The organism is Demequina sp. NBRC 110053, from assembly GCF_002090095.1.
GTDB lineage: Bacteria > Actinomycetota > Actinomycetes > Actinomycetales > Demequinaceae > Demequina.
On sequence record NZ_BBRJ01000003.1, the window covers coordinates 274,667 to 295,875 of the forward strand.

The 21,209-nt window shown below is 71.7% G+C and carries 25 protein-coding genes; 14 read left to right on the forward strand and 11 right to left on the reverse strand.

Features of this window, described 5'->3' with window-relative positions:
• Positions 1–136 precede the first annotated feature (136 nt).
• From B7K22_RS10420 to B7K22_RS10440, 5 genes are all read left to right on the forward strand, one after another.
• Complete coding sequence (locus B7K22_RS10420) at positions 137–922, forward strand: hypothetical protein (RefSeq protein WP_084040181.1); 786 nt, start codon at positions 137–139, stop codon at positions 920–922.
• An 84-nt stretch (positions 923–1,006) separates the two neighbouring features.
• Entirely contained in the window at positions 1,007–2,059 is a 1,053-nt protein-coding gene (locus B7K22_RS10425; protein ID WP_084040182.1) for an NAD-dependent epimerase/dehydratase family protein, read from the forward strand.
• Entirely contained in the window at positions 2,056–2,697 is a 642-nt protein-coding gene (locus tag B7K22_RS10430; RefSeq protein ID WP_084040183.1) for a TetR/AcrR family transcriptional regulator, read from the forward strand. Before B7K22_RS10425 ends, B7K22_RS10430 begins: the two co-directional genes overlap by 4 nt.
• A gap of 112 nt (positions 2,698–2,809) precedes the next feature.
• Positions 2,810–3,811: a zinc-binding alcohol dehydrogenase family protein gene (locus tag B7K22_RS10435; RefSeq protein ID WP_084040184.1), complete on the forward strand. Its 1,002-nt coding sequence runs from the start codon at positions 2,810–2,812 to the stop codon at positions 3,809–3,811.
• Between the two features lie 25 nt (positions 3,812–3,836).
• Complete coding sequence (locus tag B7K22_RS10440) at positions 3,837–4,526, forward strand: hypothetical protein (protein WP_084040185.1); 690 nt, start codon at positions 3,837–3,839, stop codon at positions 4,524–4,526.
• A gap of 31 nt (positions 4,527–4,557) precedes the next feature.
• Here B7K22_RS10440 and tal read toward each other — a convergent pair whose 3' ends face one another.
• Positions 4,558–5,682 carry a transaldolase gene (gene tal, locus B7K22_RS10445; protein ID WP_084040186.1) on the reverse strand — a complete coding sequence of 375 codons (1,125 nt, stop codon included), beginning with the start codon at positions 5,680–5,682 and terminating at the stop codon, positions 4,558–4,560.
• Positions 5,683–5,898: 216 nt separating this feature from the next.
• Between tal and B7K22_RS10450 the strand changes: the two genes are divergently transcribed.
• From B7K22_RS10450 to gnd, 3 genes are read left to right on the forward strand one after another with little or no spacing between them, the layout of a single operon-like run.
• Positions 5,899–6,867 (forward strand): oxidoreductase, encoded by a 969-nt coding sequence (locus tag B7K22_RS10450; protein WP_084040187.1) that lies wholly within the window; start codon positions 5,899–5,901, stop codon positions 6,865–6,867.
• Positions 6,868–6,927: 60 nt separating this feature from the next.
• Positions 6,928–8,322, forward strand: coding sequence for a glucose-6-phosphate dehydrogenase (gene zwf / locus B7K22_RS10455; protein WP_084040188.1), 1,395 nt, complete (start codon positions 6,928–6,930; stop codon positions 8,320–8,322).
• Positions 8,323–8,352: 30 nt separating this feature from the next.
• Positions 8,353–9,393 carry a phosphogluconate dehydrogenase (NAD(+)-dependent, decarboxylating) gene (gnd, locus tag B7K22_RS10460; protein ID WP_371327672.1) on the forward strand — a complete coding sequence of 347 codons (1,041 nt, stop codon included), beginning with the start codon at positions 8,353–8,355 and terminating at the stop codon, positions 9,391–9,393.
• 27 nt (positions 9,394–9,420) lie between these two features.
• Here gnd and B7K22_RS10465 read toward each other — a convergent pair whose 3' ends face one another.
• Positions 9,421–9,882 carry a hypothetical protein gene (locus tag B7K22_RS10465; protein WP_084040189.1) on the reverse strand — a complete coding sequence of 154 codons (462 nt, stop codon included), beginning with the start codon at positions 9,880–9,882 and terminating at the stop codon, positions 9,421–9,423.
• Positions 9,883–10,036: 154 nt separating this feature from the next.
• Here B7K22_RS10465 and B7K22_RS10470 point away from each other — a divergent pair, with 154 nt between their 5' ends.
• Positions 10,037–10,933 (forward strand): glucose 1-dehydrogenase, encoded by an 897-nt coding sequence (locus tag B7K22_RS10470; protein WP_084040190.1) that lies wholly within the window; start codon positions 10,037–10,039, stop codon positions 10,931–10,933.
• 117 nt (positions 10,934–11,050) lie between these two features.
• On the opposite strand, the gene B7K22_RS10475 is transcribed toward B7K22_RS10470, so the two are convergent.
• The 6 genes from B7K22_RS10475 to B7K22_RS10500 form a co-directional block, all read right to left on the reverse strand.
• Entirely contained in the window at positions 11,051–11,419 is a 369-nt protein-coding gene (locus B7K22_RS10475) for a hypothetical protein (protein WP_084040191.1), read from the reverse strand.
• On the reverse strand, positions 11,416–11,772 hold the full coding sequence (locus B7K22_RS10480; RefSeq protein ID WP_084040192.1) for a YidH family protein: 357 nt from the start codon (positions 11,770–11,772) through the stop codon (positions 11,416–11,418). Before B7K22_RS10480 ends, B7K22_RS10475 begins: the two co-directional genes overlap by 4 nt.
• 63 nt (positions 11,773–11,835) lie before the next feature.
• Positions 11,836–12,165, reverse strand: a complete 330-nt coding sequence (locus B7K22_RS10485; RefSeq protein WP_084040496.1) for a YnfA family protein — start codon at positions 12,163–12,165, stop codon at positions 11,836–11,838.
• A gap of 42 nt (positions 12,166–12,207) precedes the next feature.
• Positions 12,208–12,717 carry an O-acetyl-ADP-ribose deacetylase gene (locus tag B7K22_RS10490; protein WP_084040193.1) on the reverse strand — a complete coding sequence of 170 codons (510 nt, stop codon included), beginning with the start codon at positions 12,715–12,717 and terminating at the stop codon, positions 12,208–12,210.
• 98 nt (positions 12,718–12,815) lie between these two features.
• The gene (locus tag B7K22_RS10495) at positions 12,816–13,730 is read right to left on the reverse strand and encodes a phosphodiester glycosidase family protein (RefSeq protein WP_144276392.1); all 915 of its coding nucleotides are present in this window, start codon (positions 13,728–13,730) and stop codon (positions 12,816–12,818) included.
• A complete protein-coding gene (locus B7K22_RS10500) occupies positions 13,727–15,373 on the reverse strand; it encodes a sodium:proton antiporter (RefSeq protein ID WP_084040195.1) in 1,647 nt (548 codons plus the stop codon). The genes B7K22_RS10495 and B7K22_RS10500 overlap by 4 nt, the downstream gene beginning before the upstream one ends.
• Before the next feature lie 126 nt (positions 15,374–15,499).
• Here B7K22_RS10500 and B7K22_RS10505 point away from each other — a divergent pair, with 126 nt between their 5' ends.
• Positions 15,500–15,808, forward strand: a complete 309-nt coding sequence (locus tag B7K22_RS10505; protein WP_084040196.1) for a hypothetical protein — start codon at positions 15,500–15,502, stop codon at positions 15,806–15,808.
• Between the two features lie 52 nt (positions 15,809–15,860).
• Here the strand turns inward: B7K22_RS10505 and B7K22_RS10510 are convergent, their stop codons facing one another.
• A complete protein-coding gene (locus B7K22_RS10510; RefSeq protein ID WP_084040197.1) occupies positions 15,861–17,051 on the reverse strand; it encodes an Rv2578c family radical SAM protein in 1,191 nt (396 codons plus the stop codon).
• A gap of 70 nt (positions 17,052–17,121) precedes the next feature.
• On the opposite strand from B7K22_RS10510, the gene B7K22_RS10515 reads away from it, so the two are divergent.
• Complete coding sequence (locus B7K22_RS10515) at positions 17,122–17,595, forward strand: GNAT family N-acetyltransferase (protein WP_159448844.1); 474 nt, start codon at positions 17,122–17,124, stop codon at positions 17,593–17,595.
• Between the two features lie 19 nt (positions 17,596–17,614).
• On the opposite strand, the gene B7K22_RS10520 is transcribed toward B7K22_RS10515, so the two are convergent.
• Positions 17,615–18,019: an ACT domain-containing protein gene (locus tag B7K22_RS10520; protein WP_084040199.1), complete on the reverse strand. Its 405-nt coding sequence runs from the start codon at positions 18,017–18,019 to the stop codon at positions 17,615–17,617.
• Between the two features lie 149 nt (positions 18,020–18,168).
• Between B7K22_RS10520 and B7K22_RS12145 the strand changes: the two genes are divergently transcribed.
• Genes B7K22_RS12145 through B7K22_RS12150 form a run of 3 tightly spaced genes read left to right on the forward strand, consistent with a single transcriptional unit; the run spans position 18,169 to position 20,674 of the window.
• The gene (locus tag B7K22_RS12145; RefSeq protein WP_159448845.1) at positions 18,169–18,990 is read left to right on the forward strand and encodes a hypothetical protein; all 822 of its coding nucleotides are present in this window, start codon (positions 18,169–18,171) and stop codon (positions 18,988–18,990) included.
• Between the two features lie 53 nt (positions 18,991–19,043).
• On the forward strand, positions 19,044–19,541 hold the full coding sequence (locus tag B7K22_RS10530) for an RNA polymerase sigma factor (RefSeq protein ID WP_084040201.1): 498 nt from the start codon (positions 19,044–19,046) through the stop codon (positions 19,539–19,541).
• Positions 19,542–19,543: 2 nt separating this feature from the next.
• Positions 19,544–20,674, forward strand: coding sequence for a hypothetical protein (locus B7K22_RS12150; protein WP_084040202.1), 1,131 nt, complete (start codon positions 19,544–19,546; stop codon positions 20,672–20,674).
• Positions 20,675–20,681: 7 nt separating this feature from the next.
• Here B7K22_RS12150 and B7K22_RS10540 read toward each other — a convergent pair whose 3' ends face one another.
• A complete protein-coding gene (locus B7K22_RS10540; protein WP_084040203.1) occupies positions 20,682–21,131 on the reverse strand; it encodes a DUF1801 domain-containing protein in 450 nt (149 codons plus the stop codon).
• Between the last annotated feature and the right edge of the window lie 78 nt (positions 21,132–21,209).

Below are 21,209 nucleotides of genomic sequence, written 5' to 3' on the forward strand. Positions count from 1 at the left end.
CCGCCACCCGCGCGATGTCGCTGGCGCGGCGCCGGGCTATGAGGGGCTGCGGAAAGGGTGACGAAACGGACACCCGGCGCTAGCGTGAGAGGTGACGCTCCTGCGCCACGCAGGGACGGATGGTCAAGCCTCGGGGGTGGCGGTGTCCAGGATGGTCGTGCGAGGTGCCGGCATCGCCATCGGCGTCGCCGCACTCCTCGGTGCCTGCGTCCCGTCCGGACCGAACGAGTCCGAGGAGCCCGAGATCGTCACGGCGGGCGAGGTGAGCCCGCTGTCCCCCGGGGCGAGCGCCGCGGCGCCGGACCGCGCATCGGCCCCCACGACGTCGAACGCTCGCCCGGACGCTCAGCCCAGCGCTGATGGCACCGGGGAGCCTGCGCCCGAACCCAGCCCCTTCGCGCTCGCATGCCCCACGTATGACGACGGCCTCGACTGGAGCTCTGTCGCCATCGAGGGCCACCGGTTCGGCCCCGTGTGCGTGGGGATGACCTTCGAGGAGGCCGGCGACCGCGTGCCGGGTCACGCCATCGCGGGGCGGACGGAGTGCCCGTGGGTCGCGCCCGTCACCGGCGACGGCCCACTGGAGATCGTCGCCGTCACGTCTCCCGTCGAGCCGGACGGGCCCATCCGGTTCTTCCGCCTCGTCTACCGTGGCGACCTCGCGACCGCCTCGCCGCACGACCTGCCCTCGACGCGCGAGGGCGTCGCGCCCGGATCACCCAGGGCCGACGTCGCGGATGCGTACCCCACCGCGAAGGAGATCACCCAGGACGACCCCGCCCGCGGAGTCCGGCAACAGGTCGTGGCCGAGCAGCCAGGCTCGCACCACTACGTGTTCGACATCGTCGACGGAGTGGTCGCGGAGCTCACGTGGGGCACGGGCCTGTCGAGCGGGATCGCGGGCGAGCTCTGCGCGCTGTGACGGGGCGGCACGTGGGCCTCGCACCGGGCGTAGGGTGAACACCGACCTACCCGCTGATCTCCCCCGAGCCAAAGGAGGCCCCTCGTGCGCGTGCTGTTCATCGGTGGCACCGGCCTGATCTCGTCGGCCTGCTCTCCCCTCGCCGTCGAGCGCGGGATGGACCTGACCCTCGTCAACCGCGGCGCCTCGGTCCGCGGCGCCGCTCCGGACGGCGCGCGGGTGATCCATGCCGACGTCCACGACGTCCCGGCCCTGCGCGCCGCCGTGAGGGAGGACGTGGCCGCTCATGGCGAGTATGACGCCGTGGTGCAGTGGATCGGCTTCGCACCCGAGCACGTCGCCCAGGACATCGAGACGTTCGCCGGCCTCACCCGGCAGTACGTGTTCATCTCCTCCGCGAGCGCGTACGAGACGCCGCCCACGCGCGCCGTGGTGACCGAGGACACGCCGCTTCACAACCCGTTCTGGCAGTACAGCCGGGACAAGGCGGCGTGCGAGGCGCTGCTGCGGGAGGCCGGCGCCGAGCGCGACTTCCCGTTCACGATCGTGCGCCCGTCCCACACCTACGGGTACTCGGACATCCTGTTCGGCATCACCTCGTGGGGGCAGCCATGGACCATCGCCGACCGGCTGCGACGCGGCGCGCCCGTGCTGGTGCACGGAGACGGCACGTCGCTGTGGACCGTGACCGACCACCGGGACTTCGCGGTGGGCCTCGTGGGACTGCTCGGCAACGAGGCCGCGGTGGGCGAGGACTTCCACATCACTGGCGACGACGTGCTGTCGTGGAACCAGATCCACGGCTACGTCGCTGACGCTCTCGGGGTGTCGCGCGATGCGCTCGAGGAGCAGACGGTGCGGATCCCGACGGACACGCTGATCCGCTTCGACCGCGAGGCGTTCGAGGGGCCCCTCAAGGGCGACAAGACGAACGCCGCGATCTTCGACACCTCCAAGCTGCGCGCGGTCGTGCCGGACTTCTCGACCCGGCACTGGTTCCGCGACTCCATCCATGAGTCGGTCGCGTGGTTCGAGGCGGACGAGGCTCGGCGCGGCATCGACGCGCAGGCCAACGCGCTGTGGGACCGCATCGCCCGCGACTACACGAGCGCGGTGGACGGGATCTTCCTGCGGTGAGCGCGCCGTGGCACCGATGGCGCGGGCGACGCGGTCGGCCAGGCGATGCGGGCGCTCCGGCCGCCGAGCAGGCGGTGCTCGATGCCGCCGTCGCAGTGCTCGCGCGCGACCCGCACGCGCCGCTCGACGCCGTTGCCGCGCGAGCGGGGCTCGACCCACGCCAGGTGCGCGCGCTGTTTCCCTCACGCGATGCCCTCGTCGCCGCGACGATCATGCGTGGCGCGCGCCGCATCGCCGGCGCCGCCGTGGTGGAGGACGGCACGCCGGCCGAGCAGATCGCGCTGCTGGTCGCGCGAATCTGGGACGACCAGGCGCCGGTCGCGGCCTTCACGGCGCTGTGGATGCGATCCGAGCTGCGCGGCGAGGTCGAGAAGGCGCTCGAGCCCGTGCGCGTGCTGATCGCCGATGCGGTGGCCAGGGGCGCAGGCCCGGGAGGGCTGCGCGCGGACGTGCCGGAGACCACGGTGGCCTGGCTGGTCGAGCACGCCGTGCTGGCGTGCCTCGCGGGCGTCGCCGATGGTTCCGTCGACGACGCCTCCGGACGGCGGCTCGCGATGACGCACGCGCTCGCCGCCGCCGGCCTCCCGTGGGACTCGGCCGCCGCCGTCACCGACGGCGTCGAGGCGCGGATCGCGTGATGCAAGGCGGGCGTCCAGCGGTCGCGGGTCGCGCGGAATGGCGGGCAGGCCCGCGTCTGTTGACTGAGGCAGACTTCCAGGGCCCCTGACCCGAACGACGAGGAGAACCACCATGCACGCGATCGCGGCCTTCGACCCCCTCCCCGTCGACGACCCGGCATCCCTGCGCGACGTCGAGGTCCCGGAGCCCGAGCCAGGACCGCTCGACGTGCTCATCCGCGTCGAGGCGGTCTCCGTGAATCCGGTCGACGTCAAGAAGCGCGCAGGCGGCTATGGCCGGGGCGCCGTGGGCGACGAGCCGCGTGTGCTCGGCTACGACGGCGCCGGCACCGTCGTGGCCGTGGGAGACGAGGTCGAGGGGCTCGACGAGGGCGACGAGGTGTGGTGGGCAGGAGACGCCGGCCGCCAGGGCGCGAACGCCGACCTCCAGGCGGTCGACCACCGGATCGTCGCGCGCAAGCCGGAGTCCGTGTCCTTCGCGGACGCGGCGGCGATGCCCCTCGCCGCCCTCACCGCGTGGGAGGGCATGTTCGATCATCTCCGCATCAACCGCGAGGACTCGGGCACCATGCTGGTCGTGGGTGGCGCGGGCGGCGTGGGCTCGCTGCTCACGCAGCTGGCGAAGCGACTCACGGCGCTGCGGATCATCGCCACGGCCGGGCGCGAGGAGTCCGAGGCGTGGTGCCTGCGCATGGGCGCCGACGCGGTGGCGGACCGCCACGACCTGGTCGCCTCGGTCGAGAAGCTCGCGCCGGCCGGAGTCGACTCGATCTTCAGCGCCTACACGCCCGGCAATGTGGGCACCTTCGCGCGCCTGATCAGGCCCTTCGGCGCGGTCGTGTCGATCGACGGCACCGACGAGTCGCTGCTGCCGCTGTTCGCGAAGTCAGCCTCCATGCATTGGGAGTACATGTTCGCGCGGTCGCGCTACGACACCTGGGACATCGGCGAGCAGGCACGAATCCTCGACGAGGTCGCCGGGCTGGTCGACCGCGGCGACATCGTGTCCACGGCCACCGAGCGCATTGCAGACTTCTCCGCGGCGGGCCTGCGCGAGGCCCACCGGCTCGTCGAGTCGCAGTCCGTCATCGGCAAGGTGGTCGTGCACCGCTGAGCGCGCGTCTGGCACACTCGGGCCCATGCTCAGACCCGTCGTGCCTGCTCTTGTCGCCCTCGCCGTGGTCGCCGGGTGCTCCGCCGCGCCCGCGGACGGCCCCGGCTCCTCGATGCCTGCCACCCCTCTGGGGGGCGCGACCGAAGGGGCCGCGGCCGGAGAGATCGCCGTCCCCTCCCCCGGCGCCCACGCCAGCACGGGCGACGCCGCCGACATGGGAGGCGGCAGCGACGTCGCAGCGGGCTCGGACCTGTTCTGCGCCCCCGCCCAGGCGGGCATCACGTCGACCAAGGAGCTGCTCGACGCGACGGACCGCAAGAGCGAGCAGACGGGCATCGAGGACGACGGCGGCGACGTCGCCCTCATGAACGCAGCGGGAGAGGATATGCTCGCGCATGCCGCCGATGCGCAGGCCGAGTGGGCCGAGGCGCGCGGTCTGCTGGACGCACCCGGTTGGGTCGAGTCCTCGGCGCCGCTCACCACCGCCGAGGTCGAGGCTGCCCTCGACGAATACGAGTCGTACATGGAGGCGTGGGTCGTCCCAGAGGCGCGCATCGCCGCCGAGTCGAGCTCGATCGCCCAGTACGACCAGGCGACGCTGGCGCTGCTCGGCGCCCCCGACGTCATCGATGCGGCTGCAGCGGGAGGCGAGGCGCTCGGCACGCTCCTGGGCTACACGGGGCTGCGCTGCGGGGAGATCGACGCCCTCGGCTGAGGCGCCCGCCGTGGCAGCGCAGCCGCGTGCCTCAGTCGCCCATCTGCTCCTCGACGCGCGCGAGGAGCTCCTCCCACGCATCGGCGAACTTGGCGATGCCCTCATCCTCGAGCTGGCGGGTGACGTCGGCAAGGTCGACGCCTGCCTCCTCGAGGCGCTCGAAGGTGCGGCGCGCGTCGTCATAGGTGCCCCGCACGGTGTCCCAGCCCTCGGCGTCGGAGGGAGCCTCGCCGTGGTCGGCGAAGGCGTCGATCGTGCTCTCCGGCATGGTGTTGACGGTCCCGGCCGTCACGAGCTCGTCGACGTACATCGTGTCGGGATAGGCGTCGTCCTTGACCGAGGTGGAGGCCCACAGCGGCCGCTGCGGGTGGGCACCGGCGGCGGCCAGCGCCTTCCAGCGCTCGGACGCCAGCACCTTCTCGTGGTGCTCGAAGGCGAGGCGGGCGTTCGCGATCGCGGCCGTCCCGCGCAGGTCCTCGCCCGCGCCGCCCGACGCGAGGCGCTTGTCGACCTCGGAGTCGACGCGCGACACGAAGAACGAGGCGACCGAGCCGATGCGCGAGAGGTCGAGTCCGGCGGCGTGGGCCGCCTCGAGGCCGGCGAGGAACGCGTCCACGACCTGCTCGTAGCGCTCGAGGGAGAAGATCAGCGTGACGTTCACGGAGATGCCCTGGCCGAGCGCCTGGGTGATCGCCGACAGCCCTTCGACGGTGCCGGGGATCTTGATCATCGCGTTGGGCCGGTCCACGAGCCACCACAGCTGGCGCGCCTCCGCGAGGGTGGCCTCCGTGTCGCGGGCGAATCGCGGGTCGACCTCGATCGACACGCGTCCGTCGACGCCGTCCGTCGCGTCGTAGACGGGACGGAGCACGTCGCACGCCTCGCGCACATCCGCAGTCGTGATCATGCGCACGGCCTCGTCGACCTCGACCCGACGCGCCGCGAGATCGCCGATCTGCGCGTCGTACTGATCCGAGCCGGCGACGGCGGCGGCGAAGATCGACGGGTTGGTCGTCACGCCGACGATGGACTTGTCATGGATGTCCTGCTCGAGCGAGCCGTTGCGCAGCCGCTCGCGCGACAGGTCGTCGAGCCAGACGGCGACGCCGGCCGCGGACAGCGCCTCGAGAGGGCGGACGGACGTGGGGGCTGACATGGGGTGCTCCTTCGCGGTTCGAGGTGGAGATCTCGCCGGGGCAACCCCGGCACTTCGTCCAGCATTCCATCGTTGCCGCCCGTACGCGAGGGCGGCGGAGGCGCCACCCTCGGCAGGCACCGAGCCTCGTGTCGCATGGCTGTGGCGGCGCCCGGGGAACAACGCTGTCCGTGACCGGGTTGGGGGTGAACACACCGCGACGCTGGAGGAGAACCCATGGCCTGGACCGCCGCCGACATTCCGGATCTGAACGGACGCGTCGCCGTCGTCACGGGGGCCAATGGCGGGCTTGGGCTCGAGACGGCGAAGGCGCTCGCCGGTGCCGGCGCGCACGTCGTCATGGCCGCACGGTCGCCCGACAAGACGGCCGATGCGCGGGCGGCGATCGTCGCTGCCGTCCAGGACGCGTCGATCGAGACGGTGGCGCTCGACCTCGGCTCGCAGGCCGGGACGAGGGCCGCCGCCGCGCAGATCGCGACCACGCACTCGCGCATCGACATCCTCATCAACAACGCCGGCGTCATGGCGATGCCGGAGGGCCGCACCGAGGACGGGTTCGAGACTCAGCTCGGCATCGACCACCTGGGTCATTGGACCTTCACGGCCGGGCTGCTGGGCCCGCTGCTCGCCGCCGAGGCGGCGCGCGTCGTGACGGTCACCAGCACGGCTCGCCTGATGGGCAGGCGCATCGATCCCGACAACCCGAATCTCGCCGGCGAATACTCCGAATGGAAGGCCTACGGTCAGGCCAAGCTGGCGAACCTGCACTTCGCCTACGGCCTCGAGCGAGAGCTGCGCGCGGCAGGTGCGCGAGCACAGTCGTTGGCGGCGCACCCGGGCCTGTCGGACACCGACCTGCAGAGCCGCACCGTGCGCGAGGGCGGCGGCGGACGCCACGGCCCCCTCTTCGAGCGACTGTCAGCGTCGACCGGCATGCCAGCGTGGCGCGGCGCGCTCCCCCAGCTGCGGGCCGCGACCGATCCCGCCGCGCGGGGCGGACAGTTGTACGCGCCTCGCTGGGTGAACGCGGGCGACGCCGTGCGGCGACCGCTGTACCGGCGCATCGGCCTCGCGACCTCGATCGACGTCCTGTGGCGGGTGTCGGAGGACCTCACGGGGGTGCCCATGGACATCGAGGCGGCCCTGCCGGCGCGACCTGATGCGCTGGGCCGTGCACACCCCTAGGGTGTTCTGTGGAGAGACCAGGAGACCCGCCGCGACATCCCTGATGAGTGGAGGAAACCGATGCCAGGAGCCCAGCCAGGAACACCGTCCGACGCCCTCGTGTTCTTCGGGGCGAGCGGCGACCTCGCGCGGAAGTCGATCTTCCCGTCGCTGTACCGCATGGTGGCCGCCGGCGGCCTGAGGGTCCCGGTCGTGGGCGTGGCCTTCTCGCAGTGGACGCTCGACGACCTGCGCCAGCGTGCGCGCGAGGCTGTCGAGGCCGCGGGCGACGTGGACGAGCAGGTGCTCGACCGGCTCCTGAGCCTGCTGCGCTACGTCGACGGCGACTACAACGACCCCGCGACCTTCACGCACCTGCGCGAGGCGCTCGCCGAGTGCTCCTCGCCCACCCACTACCTCGCGATCCCTCCCGCGCTGTTCGGCACCGTGGTGAGCGGGCTGCGGGGCGTGGGACTGAACGAGAACGCCCGCGTGGTGGTCGAGAAGCCGTTCGGCCGCGACCTCGCCAGTGCCCGCGAGCTAAACGCGGTGATCGCGAGCGCGTTCGACGAGCCCGCGATCTTCCGCATCGACCACTTCCTGGGCAAGGAGGAGATCATGAATCTCCTCTACTTCCGGTTCGCGAACGCGATGTTCGAGCCCATCTGGAACCGCAACTACATCGAGACGGTGCAGATCACCTTCGCGGAGGACTTCGGAGTCCGCGGCCGCGGATCCTTCTACGAGTCCGCCGGCGCGCTCCGGGACGTGGTCGAGAACCACCTGTTCCAGATCGTGGCGCTGCTGACCATGGAGGCGCCCACGTATCGCGGCTACGGCGCCGTCCAGTCGGCCAAGGCCAACGTGTTCAAGGCTATGCGGCCGCTCACCCGCCAGGACTACGTGCGCGGCCAGTTCGTGGGCTACCGGGACGAGGAGGGCGTGGCGCCGCACTCGGACGTCGAGACCTTCGCCGCGGTGCGCCTGCACATCGACTCGTGGCGCTGGGCAGGCGTGCCCTTCTACCTGCGCACCGGCAAGTGCCTCGCCGTCTCCGCAGGCGAGGTCGTGGTCGACTTCAAGCGACCCCCGCAGGCGCTGTTCGGGGACGCGCTCGATCCCGATCAGCATCCCAACCGGCTGCGGTTCCGCCTGCAGCCGGAGGGAGAGATCGGACTCGGCGTGCGCGTGAAGCGCCCTGGCGAGGAGTTCGTGGGGCACGAGCAGGAGCTGCTGCTGCCCACGGAGAGCCCCCTCGAGCGCTCGCCGTACGAGCGCCTGCTGACCGATGCACTCAACGGGGACAGCGCGCTGTTCACCCACGAGGACTCCGTCGAGGCCGCCTGGCGAGTGGTCGACGGCATCCTCGAGGACCGGCCCGCCGCCATCCCGTACCAGCCGGGCACGTGGGGTCCCGAGGAGGCGGCCGGTCGCCTCATCGGGGAGGACGGGCCGTGGCACAACCCCCGACCCTGACGCAACGGCAGCACTCGACGAGGAGGACACATGGCTACTGACACACCCCTGCAGTTGGGGATGATCGGGCTGGGACGCATGGGGGCGGGGCTGTCCCGCCGCCTCATGCGCGACGGACACACGGTCGCGGTCCACGACGTGTCACCGGACGCGATCGACGCCCTCGCCGCCGAGGGCGCCGTGCCGGTGCAGGACGTCGCCGGGTTCGTCGACGCCCTCGAGGCCCCGCGCGCCGTGTGGGTGATGGTGCCGGCCGGGCAGATCACGCAGTCCGTGATCGAGTCGCTCGCGGCGGTGCTCGAGCCGGGTGACACGATCATCGACGGCGGCAACAGCTACTACCGCGACGACCTCGCCCACGCTGCGATGCTGCGCGACCGGGGCATCCACCTGGTCGACTGCGGGACGTCGGGCGGCGTGCACGGGCTCGCTCGAGGCTTCTGCCTGATGATCGGCGGCGAGACGGAGGCGGTGGAGCGGCTCGAGCCCATCTGGGACACGATCGCCCCCGGCGTCGACGCCGTCGAGCGCACCCCCGGTCGCGAGGGTGAGCCCGCACAGGCCGAGCGCGGCTGGCTGCACTGCGGCCCGAACGGCGCCGGGCACTTCGTGAAGATGGTGCACAACGGCATCGAGTACGGCCTCATGGCGGCGTACGCCGAAGGGCTGAACATCCTGCGCAACGCCAACGTGGGCGCCGCCGAGCGTCAGGCCGACGCCGAGACCGCACCCCTCGCGACGCCGGAGTTCTACCGCTACGACATCGACACCGCGGCGGTCGCCGAGGTGTGGCGGCGGGGCTCGGTGATCGGGTCGTGGCTGCTCGACCTGACGGCGGAGGCGCTCCACCAGGACGCCGACCTCTCCGAGTTCTCGGGCCACGTGTCCGACTCGGGCGAGGGCCGCTGGACATCGATCGCGGCGATCGACGAGGGCGTGCCGACGCCCGTGCTCACCACGGCGCTGTACTCACGCTTCGCGTCGCGCGACCTCGACATCTACGCGGAGAAGGTGCTGTCCGCGATGCGCAAGGGGTTCGGCGGCCACCAGGAGAAGCCCACGGGCGAGTAGCGATCGCCGCGGTCGAGGGGTCGGCGGTCAGGCCTCGATGCGCGACCGCACCGCGTCGATGAGCCCCGGCTCGTCGTCGACGCCCAGGTACAGCTCCGAGCCGTCCGCGAGGGCGAGCACCACGGCGCTCGTGCCGCTCGTCGTGTAGGCCGTCGCGCGCCTGTCGAACGCCCACCGCAGGCCCCACCCGCCGAACTCGCGCACGGGGTGGTAGTCGCGACGCTCGACGCTCCTGATGTCCGTGAGCGCCACGTCGCGGCGCATGATGCGCGCGAGCGAGACACGCACGGCCTCCTCGTCGACCGTGACGGTCAGCGTCACGAACAGCAGGCCGGCGAGCAGGACGATGGTGCCTCCGCACAGCCAGGGCGCCTGCGACCACGCTCCGGCCACCGTGAAGAGCACCGCCAGCAGCGCGATCGATCCCAGCAGGACCGTCGCGGCGAGTCGGTTCTCGAAGGCGTACTGGCGGGAGCGGTAGGCGACCATGGGCTCCACCCTGACATGCGCATCGGCGCGCCGCAGGCGTCAGGGAGATCACATGCGCCCACACGGGAATCTCCGGGCGCAGGATCGGTTGTCCCTCAGGACAGGGGTGGCGTGAGACCGACGCCGCCACACCAGCGTGATGTGAGGAGATCCCATGTCCCCCGACCAGCTGACCTTCGACAACCCCGTCGAGCGCCACGCGCACATCAAGCCCCAGGCGCAGCATCAGGAGCCGCCGGGCCTCGACAGAGACCTCGAGCCGAAGCCGGACCGCGGGGAGGAGACCTACCGAGGCACGGGCCGGCTCCAGGGCCGCAAGGCGCTCATCACCGGCGGCGACTCCGGCATCGGCTCCGCGGTCGCGATCGCGTTCGCTCGCGAGGGAGCCGACGTAGTCCTCAACTACCTGGAGTCCGAGCGCGAGGACGCGGAGCGCGTGGGTGGGCTCATCGAGCATGAGGGAGGCAAGGCCATCCTCATCGCAGGAGACATCCGGCAGCGGGAGTTCTGCCGCGAGCTGGTGGCGAAGGCGGTCGACGCGCTCGGCGGCCTCGACATCCTCGTCAACAACGCCGGCCACCAGGTGTACCAGGAGGACTTCGCGGAGTTCGACGAGGAGCACCTCGACCGCACCCTGAAGACCAACCTCTACGCGATGTTCTGGATCACCAAGGACGCGCTCCCGCACATGGGTCCGGGCTCGACCATCATCAACACGTCGTCGGTGCAGGCCTACAAGCCCTCGCCCATCCTCATCGACTACGCGACCACCAAGTTCGGGATCAACGGCTTCACCAAGGGCCTGGCGATGCAGCTCGCACCCCAGGGGATCCGTGTCAACGCGGTCGCTCCCGGGCCGGTGTGGACCGTGCTGCAGGTGACGGAGGGCCAGCCGCCCGAGAAGGTCGAGTCCTTCGGCGAGAACACCGCGCTGGGCCGGATGGGACAGCCCGTCGAGATGGCGCCCGCGTACGTGTTCCTCGCCTCGCCCGAGTCGAGCTACGTCGTGGGCGAGACCATCAACGTCAACGGCGGGCTGCCGGTGCCCTGACCCGGAGTCGACACTCGGCGCGCGCGGTGCGCCGCCCACCGGCAGGTCGGGCGGCGCGCCGCGCGGGCGCGTGAGGGGCGCAGGCGGGTCCGGGCACCCTCACGCACCGCAGGCAGCTCACAGCTGAATGAGGATCCAGAGCAACCCTGCGAGCGCCACCGCCGCCGTGAAGGCCGCCAGCATCGTCAGCCGGACCTTCGCATCGGCGATCCGCGCCTTGCCGCTCCTGCTGACGTGCCCACCGCGCGCCTTGGTTCCCTCGGCGTAGGCGGCCGAGGCGCTCGCATGCACCGCGACGGCGAGTCCCACGCCGCCGAGGGCGGCCACGAAGACCCACGGCCCGAACGCCTCGGACAGCAGCCGCGCCGCGAGGACCGCGCCCACCGCCACCTGGAGTGCCGTGCGTCGCCACGCGAGCACGGTCTGCGTCGCGGCGAGGAAGTTCTCGCTCGGCACGTCCTCGAGGTCGCGGTAGGCGCCGCTCACGCCAGCAGCGCCCCGATGCCGAGGATCACCACCGCGAGCACGACGCCGGCGGAGATGTAGACGCCCATGCGCAACTGGGGCACCGGCGCGCCGCGAGAGAGCTCGCGATCGGTGTGACGCCACCCGAGCCATGCCTGCACGGCGCACACGACGCCCAGCGCGGCGAACACGGCTCCTGACGCCACCCGCCAGCCGAGCGGCAGCGGCAGGTTGAAGGCGACGAGGGCGACGCCGGTCGCGACCAGCGCGAGCGAGGTGCGGATCCACGACAGGAAGGTGCGCTCGTTGGACAGCGCGGTCTGAGGATCGATGCGGGCGTCGTCGCCCCTCGTGTCGCGGTCGGAATCGGACATCGGCCACCTCCTGCGATGGTCAACCTGGCGCGCGGTCGGGGTGTTCCCCAAGCGCTCTCGCTCTCACCTGGGGGCGAGCATCATGACTCCAGCGCCGATCAGGCACAGCGACGCTCCCGCCCAGTCCCACGCATCGGGCCGGAACCGATCGACGAGGATGCCCCACGCGAGCGATCCTGCCACGAAGATGCCGCCGTATGCCGCGAGGATGCGCCCGAAGTGCGGGTCGGGCTGAAAGGTCGCGATGACGCCGTACAGCCCGAGGGCGACCACCCCGAGCCCGACGAAGATCGCGCCGCGCTGCTCCCTGATGCCCTGCCACACGAGCCATGCGCCGCCGATCTCCGCGAGGGCGGCCAGCGCGAACAGGGCGATGATGCGCAGGGTCGTCACGCCGGTCACTCTACCGAGGCCGCGACCGCGGCCGGCCGGGGTTCACTCGGCCGCCAGTCGCTCCTCGTACAGTTCCAAGTCGTAGTCCGAGTAGCAGCAGAAGATGACCTCGCGAATGGACGGGTGCTCCTCGACGGCCGCGCGGGTGGCCTCGATGGCGACGTCCGCCGCCCAGTCCTGAGGAAAGCCGTACGTTCCCGTGGAGATGCACGGGAACGCCACCGTCGCGAGGCCGTGCCCCGCCGCGAGCGCGATCGAGTGGCGGTAGCAGTCGGCGAGCACCTCGCGCTCGCCGTGCCCTCCACCGCGCCAGATGGGACCCACGGTGTGGATGACGTGCGTCGCAGGAAGCCGGTAGCCGCCCGTCATCTTCGCCTCTCCTGGCTCGCATCCGCCCAGCTCTCGGCACTCCTCGTAGAGCCCCCGGCCGGCGGCCGCGTGGATCGCCCCGTCGACGCCGGCGCCTCCCAGAAGGGTCTCGTTCGCCGCGTTGACGATGGCGTCCACGTCCAGGTTGGTGATGTCGTCCCGGGTCGCGCGCAGGTGGGTCATGGCCACAGTCTCACTCAGGATCGAGTTGCGCGCACGGTCAGGGGCCCGGCGCGGGCCGGATCGTCCCGCGGCCCCGACATCTCGCCTCAGTGCTCGCGTCAGCGCTCGTGCGCGGTGATGACGCCCGCGTACGGCCCGGACAGCGCGCCCGGCTCGCCCATGCCGCTGACCCACAGGTCCGAGACCTGACCATCGAGATACAGCGCGTCCTCGACGCCGAGCTCGTCCCTGAACAGCGTCGCGAAGTCCCACAGGTTGGTGAGGCCGACGGACATGGCGAGGTAGACGGTGGAGCCGTCGGGACTCACCCCCACTCCATTGCGGAGCGCGAGGTTGGTCGACCCCTCGCGAAACTCGGGATGGACCTCCCCGTCGAGCACGAGCGCGGGTCCCGACTGCGTGGCCTGGGCGACGCCCTCGGGCTCGTAGTCGACGCTGTCGACGACGGTCGCGGTGCCGTCGTCGTGCACCGCGAACACCGCATTGGGCTTGAGGTGAAAGTTGCCGCCGCCGTCGGCGAGGTTGAGCGGCACCAGCTCGTCGCCGTCGCTCACCAGCAGCCCGCCAGGCACCATCTCCGGCGTGAAGATGCCGGCGTTCGTCGCCACGGCGACGGTTGGATCCTCGGCGATGACGTCAGCGAGCATCACCCCGCCTGCCTGAGGATCCCACCCGACGCGCACGTCCCAGCGCTCGAGCGGCAGCGTCACGACGGCGTAGGAGCCCTGGGCGTGGTCGATCACCTCGGCATCGACGTCGATGACCTCGCCGGGGGCCGATGCGCCCGTAGGGGTCTGCGGTGCGCTCGGCTGCGCGGGGGTCGCGCCCGGGGAGGCCGTCACGGTCACGCGCGGAGGGCTCGGTGCCTGTGCCGCGCACGCGGCGAGGGCGAGCACGACCGCCGCGAGCAGGACAGCCGCGAGCAGGACAGCGGCAACCCCCGCGACGCCGCGGGCGGCCCGCGCACTGCGGCTCGTGCCGCGCACCAGGACCGGCCGGCTGGCCCGAGTCACAGCTCCAGCCGGATCTGCTCGGCGTCGAGCTCGGCGAGCATGGCCGACAGCGCGGGCGAGCTGAACGTGCCGAGCGAGCGCACATCGAGCAGCGCGTCTCTCTTCGCCTCGATCACGTGCAGATGCTGGGCGTGATGGTGGCCGTCGCGGCCGGCGCCGTGAAACTCCTCGCGCGCCTCGGCGCCGACGTCGTCGAGAAGCTCGCGCAGTCGGGCGCGCTCCTCCGCCTGCTCCGCCTCGGTCGCCCCCATCGACGGCTTGAGCACCCGTACGGCCCAGGCGATGGTGCCGCCCTGGACGACCAGCGAGCCGATCGCCACGATGTACGCGATGAGCACGAGGAGGTCGCGGTCGGGGGCGTCGAGGGGCAGGGTCTGCGCCGCAGCCACGGTGACCACGCCCCGCATCCCCGCCCACACCATCAGTCCGCCCTCGCGCGGCCCCAGCGGCGCCCGCTCGAGGTACGAGATGTCCGCCTCGGCACGGGTGAGGTAGCGCTCGACTGCCTCCGCCGTGGGGTGCTGGGAGGGGCGCAGGCGGCGGTGCCAGGGCCGCCTCTTGGCCAGCCGCCTGATCGCCCCGGTATGGGTGCCGTCGTCGTTCAAGGCCGCCCGCGCATCGGCTATGCGCGGCCTGGCCGCGACGGCCCGCGCGGCCCGTCGCGCCTGGAACCACAGCAGTGGCGCGATGAAGGCGGCGCGCACGACGAGCACCGCGAGCAGCGCGACGGCGGCGACGCCGACGGCGAAGCCGGCCCCCTGGTGGTCGCGATGGACGGCCTCGACCGTGGTGAAGAGCTCGAGGCCGAGGATCAGGTACACCACGCCCTCGAGCATGAGCTCGATCGCGCGCCACGTCTGGTGGTCGGAGGCTCGCACCTGGGGCGGCAGCGCCCGGGCGGCGCCGTTGCCCGTCACGAGGCCGGCGACCACCGCGGCGACCAGGCCGGAGGCGCCCATGAGCTCTGCGGGGATCGAGGCGAGAAACGGCACCGTGAAGGTGAACACCGTGTTCGCCGTGGTGTCCGTGATGCGGGCGCTGATGATGAGGTTGAGATGGCCGACCAGCCAGCCGATGATCACGGCGACCGTCATGGCCAGGATGAACTCCCACGCGACGCCCCAGATCGTGACGGCCGATGCGGCGGCCGCGACGGCGCCGCGCAGCAGGACGAGCGCGGTCGCGTCGTTGAGCAGCGACTCTCCCTCGAGCAGCGACACCATGCGCGGTGCGACGCCCAGGCGCTTGATGATCGACGTCGCCACCGGGTCCGAGGGGCTCACGATCGCGCCGAGGGCGAAGGCCCACGGCCAGGCGAGATCAGGAAGCACCGCGTGGAACAGCACCCCCAGCAGGAGGGTCGAGATGATGGTCAGCACCACCGACAGCGCCCCGATGGACTTGAACTCGCGCCGGAAGTCGGTCGCGGGGATCGAGACCCCCGCCGCATACAGGAGCGGCGGCAGAACCCCCGCAAGGATCACCTCCGGGTCGACCGCGACGGGACCCACGCCTGGCAGGGCGCTCGCGCCGATGCCGATCGCGACCAGGATCAGCGGCGAGGCGATGCCCACGCGCGGGCTGACCACTGTCGCGAAGGCGATCGCGATGAGGGCGACCACCCCGATGACCAGGTACTCCACCGCTCACTCCCCTGCCATTGGCGCTCGCTGACATCGTATCCAGCGGGACCTTGGTCGGTCGCCGTGCGCGCGCATCGGCTGTTACCGTCAGTGCCACATCACTCGCTGAGCCGGAGAGGAGAGCCCGTGAACGCCGCGTCCGACACCGTCGACCTGCGCGCCACCGCGCGACCGCGATCGTTCGTGAGCGCCCCCGTGCCGACCTTCCGGTCCGCCACGGGAAGGGAGCAGGCGCCACTGCGCATGTGGGTCACGGGACTGACGCAGCGGGGCGTGATGGTCAGCGACGGCGAGGGCGCGGCGGTGTGGATCATCGACGAGCGCTCGCGCCACGCGGTCGAGCAGGCGCTCTCCCTTGGCATCCGCGCGCTCGACGTGCACGTCGACGGCACCATCGTGATCGCGGGCTCGGAGCTCAACGTCGCTCCCTGGTGAGCCGACCGGGCCACGCGCCCGCCGAGAGCCGCTGGGAGTTCCCGGCGACCTGTCAGAAGAGCGTCGACTGGGGCTGGCCGTGCTCGAGCTCGACGAGATTCGCGCGCGAGCCCGTAGAACGCCACTCGCCGTTGCTGTCACGCGCGTCCGCGCGCGAGACGGCACCGTCGCCGGCGCGAGCGCCTTGAGCTTCTGACGCGCCGCCTCCGTGGGGTCCCCCTGCCTCGCCGGCTCCGGCGGCCGCCGAGGTGCCCGTCGTGCTGCCCATCGAGCCCGTGTTCGGATCCTCCGGCGCGCGCTCGAGCCCGTGGGCGCGGATGAGTGGCTTGATGCGCGCCGCGAGTCGCCTGCGATAGTCCTTGGGGGCGTAGGCGCCGTCACCGTAGAGCTCGCGGTAGCGCGGGGTGAGATCGGGGCGATGGGTGTTGAGCCAGCGCGCGTACCACTCCTTGACGCCGGGACGCAGGTGGAGCGCGGTGTACGTGACCGAGTGCGCTCCCGCGGCCTTGATCCGGCCAAGCGCCCGGTCCAGATGCTCCTCCGAGTCGGTGAGGAACGGCAGGATCGGCATCATGAAGACCGCGACGTCGAAGCCTGCCTCGGCGGCGGCCGTGACCGTCGCGAGGCGCGCCTGAGCGGTGGGAGTGCCCGGTTCCATGGACTGCTGAAGATCGTCGTCGAGGATCGCGATGGACAGCGCGAGGTCCACCGGGACGCTCTCACGGGCCTGGGCGAGGCGAGGCAGGTCGCGTCGCAGCAGCGAGCCCTTGGTGAGGATCGAGAAGGGGGTGCCCGACTCCGCGAGCGCGTCGATGATGCCGGGCATGAGCCGGTAGCGACCCTCGGCGCGCTGGTACGGGTCGGTGTTCGTGCCGAGCGCGACGTGCTCGCGCCGCCACGAGCGCTTGCTGAGGTCCTTGCGCAGGGCGTCGACGACGTTCACCTTGACGATGAGCTGACTGTCGAAGTCGCGACCCGCGTCGAGCTCGAGGTACTGGTGCGAGGGCCGCGCGAAGCAGTACACGCAGGCGTGGGAGCAGCCGCGGTACGGGTTGATGGTCCACGTGAACGGCACCGCGCTGCCCTGGCCCACCTTGTTCAGCGCGCTCTTGGCGAGCACCTCGTGGAAGACCATCCCGTCGAACTCGGGCGTGCGCACCGATCGGACCAGGTTGTTGAGACGCGCAAGGCCCGGCAGAGCCTCATCGTTCTCCTTGGCGATCGCCTGCCCTTCCCACCGCATGCGGCCAGTCGAACATACGTTCGAACCTCAGTCAAGCGACGCGGCCGAGGCGCGGCGTAGCCTGGGGAGCGTGGACGGCTCCCCCGTCGACGTGCGTGCCGCGGATCCCGCCGACGCTGCCCTGCTGGCGTCGATGCTCGCGGACTTCAATGTCGAGTTCGACTCCCCCGGCCCCGACGTCGCCATCCTCGCACCGAGATACGAACGCCTGCTGGCGGGCCCCGACTTCTGGGCGGTCATCGCGGGCGATCCCGCCGTGGGCTTCGCGACGGTCGCCATGCGTCCCTCGGTCTACAGTGCGGGCGACGTCGCGTTGCTCGAGGACTTCTTCGTGCGCCCCGAGATGCGCAATCGGAGGGTGGGCGCAGCGATGATGGAGGCGCTGCTCGACCGGCTCGACCAGATGGATGCCGGGGCGCTCGAGGTGCAGGTGGACGAGCCTGACGCCGACGCGATGCGCTTCTACGCCCGGTACGGCCTGCAGCTGCGCGACGCGCTCACCGACGACCGCGTGCTCGTGCTGTGGCTGGACCTCGAGGTCTAGCGCCCCACGTGCTGGAGCATCATCGGTGCCGTCCCGACAGGGCACGGAGGGCTGTCATCGCGTCAGACGCGCGTCCAGCCGGAACGAAGATGTGGTCGTGGTGCGCGCCCGCGACCACGTTGGCGCTGATCCCCGCCTCCGCGAGCGCTCGCGAGAACGCGGCCGTGAGGCCTACCGCCTCCAACGACGAGTGAACGGTGAGCGTGATGCGCCGGCTCGGGAACGCGGCGTCGAGGCCGTGACGCGCGGCCGCATCGATCGGGAGCACGAGCGTGAGCCCCTCGGCCTCCCGCACGGTCGCGACGGCGTCCACCAGCGCCCCTGCGGCGGCGAGTCCATCGACGCTCGCCCACACGTACGTGGCGGGATCGAGATCGGGCTCCATCGCGCGGACGAGGGCGGCGAGCTCGGTCTGGTCGGCCATGACTCGGAGCGTAGTCGGAGCACGAGTGAGGGCTCGAGAAAATCGCTGTCAACCTTCTGCGCCTCTCGCGCATCTTCTCTGTGGAGCCGCTCCACCGATGGCAACTCACCACAACAGAGGAACCCAAAGGAAAGAGGAAGGTGACGACGATGTCCACTCCACGCAATGCTCCGCAGGACAGCACGGTTCGAATGACCGCGGTCGGAATGCTCGCCGCGGGCGCCGGAGCCCTGGTCGCTCTCAGCGCGACCTGGGGGCTCGGCACGGCTGCCGCTGACGAGGGTCAGGACGCGACGATCGACGGCGCGAGGGCCGTCACCGTCGGCGCCGACGCCTCGGCCGCTATCAGCGCAGCCACGACCGGTGGGAAGGCGCACACCCCCCAGTGCGTCTACCCGCCGGTCGACGCGCCTGACGACGGCGACGACGGCAACGGCAACGGCGACGACACGTTCGACGGCGTGCTCGGCGCAGGCATCACGGTCGATGTCGGTGACGGCGACGGGCACGGTTCCGGCGACGGCAACGGCAACGGCGACGGCAACGGCAACGGAAACGGGAACGGCAACGGCAACGGAAACGGTTCCGGCGACGGCAACGGCAACGGAAACGGTTCCGGCGACGGCAACGGCGACGGCAACGGCAACGGAAACGGTTCCGGCGACGGCAACGGCAACGGCAACGGTGACGGGAACGGCCATGGCGACTCCGGCTCGTCTGGCCCCCTGATCGACGCGGACGTCGACCTCGACGTCGCCGGCGACAAGGGTCACCTCGTTGATGCCGACGCCGATGTCCGCGTGGGCAACTCGAAGTCCGGCCACCACCGCAACCTGCTGGACGCGGACATCCTCACGGACGTCGACCACGTGCTCAAGGGCGACGTCGGCGCCGTCGTGGGCCACGCTCCCGACGACTCGCCCGCGCTGATCGAGCTCGACGTCACCGGCCTGCTGGGTCACCACGACTGACAGACCAGGGCGTAGAGTCGAAGGAAGAGTCAGGCGAGGGAGGCTGATTCCAGATGACGGCGACGGCGGCCACGCGGGAACGCGTGGCCGCCTTCCTGGACTCCGACTACGCGAGGGCGGTCGGAGCGGTCGCGCTTGCCACGGGAGACCGGCAGCGCGCCGAGGACGCGGTGCAGGATGCGATCGTCACGACGCTGTCCGGGGACGCCGAGCCTGAGAATCTCGCGGGCTGGATCACCGTGGTCGCGATCAACTCGATCCGCCAGCAGTGGCGCCGCGGCAAGGCCCAGCGCCGCGCGTACCTCAGGGTCGTCACGTGGGACGACCCCGGCGACGACGAGTCGCAGCGCACGGTCGACACGATCGCTGTGCACGATGCGCTGGCCGAGCTGCCCGAGCGTCAGCGCGCGGCGATGGTGCTGCACTATCTCGAAGGCCTCAGCGTCGCGGAGACGGCTCGGCTGCTCGAGGTGAGCGAGGGCACCGTGAAGACGCAGCTCAGCCGCGGCCGTGCCGCGCTGGGCGCGATGCTCGACAGGGAGGCGGTGTGAGGATGGATGCCCTCGATCGCGAGATCGCGCAGGCACTGCGCTCGACCGAGCCCACGCTGTCCAGCGAGGGCCGGGATGCGCTGCTGGAGAGCCTCACCGCGCGCATCGACGCGCGAGTGGCGACCAGCGAGGCGGGAGCATCGGCCGTCGGCTCCGCTGCCGACCGAGCCGATGGCCCGCCCGCGCCGGACGCTGCGGCGACCGCGCCCGTCATCGACATCTTCTCCCGCAAGCCCGGCCGCCGCGCCGCAGGGCGGGCTGCCGGCATCGGGGTCGGAGGCTGGCTCGCCATCGCCGCGGGCTCCGTGGCCGCCGCAGCTGCCGGCATCTGGGCGATCGACGAGGCGAGGCCCGACCCGGTGCCCACGGATGTCGAGGGGCCCATCATCGTGGACGTCCGCGCCGACCACGACGGCCTGCCCGCTGACCGCTTGCCTGACATCACCGCCGTGGCGCTCGAAGAGGCCGCATCGTCCGACTCCGTGGCCCCGCCCGCGATCGAGGTGGTGCTGCCCAACGCGGACGAACAGGGCGGCACCGACGACGGCGACGGTCGCGACTCCGATGCGCGCTCGAGTGCCGAGGGCGACGGCGCATCGGGCGAGCGCAGCGGTGGGTCCGGCAGCGCCGAGGGCTCAGGTCAGGGCGGATCAGGCTCGGACGGTGCGGGCCGGGGGCCCGGCGCCGACGGCGGGCCCGCGCTTGAGGGCGAGGTCGACGTCGGTGGCGTCGACGACCTCGTCGAGGACGCCGTCGACGCCGTCGTTCCGGACGGACCGCTCGCCGACACCATCGCTCCCGTCATCGAGGCGATCAACGTGAACGGGCTCGCCTCGTGGGTGGTCGACTCGCTCCTGTGCGGCCAGTCGGCGCCCGTGGGTGCGACGGTCACCGATGCCGGGGGCGTCAAGGCCGTCACCTATCGCGTCACCACGGCCGCGGGGCACACGCAGACCGTGGGGCTCAGCGGCGGCGGATCGTCGTGGTCTGGCCTGCTCTCCCCCATCACATCGCTCGACCTCGGCCTGCTCAACCGGACGGTGTCCGTCCGGGTGACGGCGACCGACCACGCGGGCAACGTCTCCGTCAAGAACACTCAGGTCAAGGTCGGCATCCTGTCCTGCCTGGGATGACGGTCCTTCAGTCGTACGGCTGCACCCTGCCAGTGTGGGCGGCGAGCTCGGCGAGCACGGCGAAGTCGACATCGGCGGCGGAACCGAAGGTCAGCGCCGCCGCGCCCGCCTTCACCGAGCCGGGCGCCGTGCCGAGCCTCGGCGCATAGGACTTCGTCAGGTACTCGCGGCCGTCGGCGGCGTTGACATACAGGCTCACGTGCCGCTTCTGACGCGCGAGGCCCAGCAGGAACCACTCGACGCTCGCTCCCCGCGGCCGCGGCTGCTCGATGCGGCCGTAGCCGATGATCGCCTGCTCGGTGCCGCCCCAGAACACCCCCCGCCACAGCGTGCGGGAGATCCCCGGCAGCGCGTCGGTGATGGTGCGGTCGATGGCCGCGAGGGTCCCGTCGAAATCGTCCGAGCGCAACAGCTCGTCGACGGGCTCGTCCGTGGGACGCATGGAGTCGTCGGCCATGACACCAGGGTAGGCCGCTATCGCCGCCGGGCGCCTGTCCTCCCAGCGGACGACTCCCGCCACGCGCGCGCGTCACGT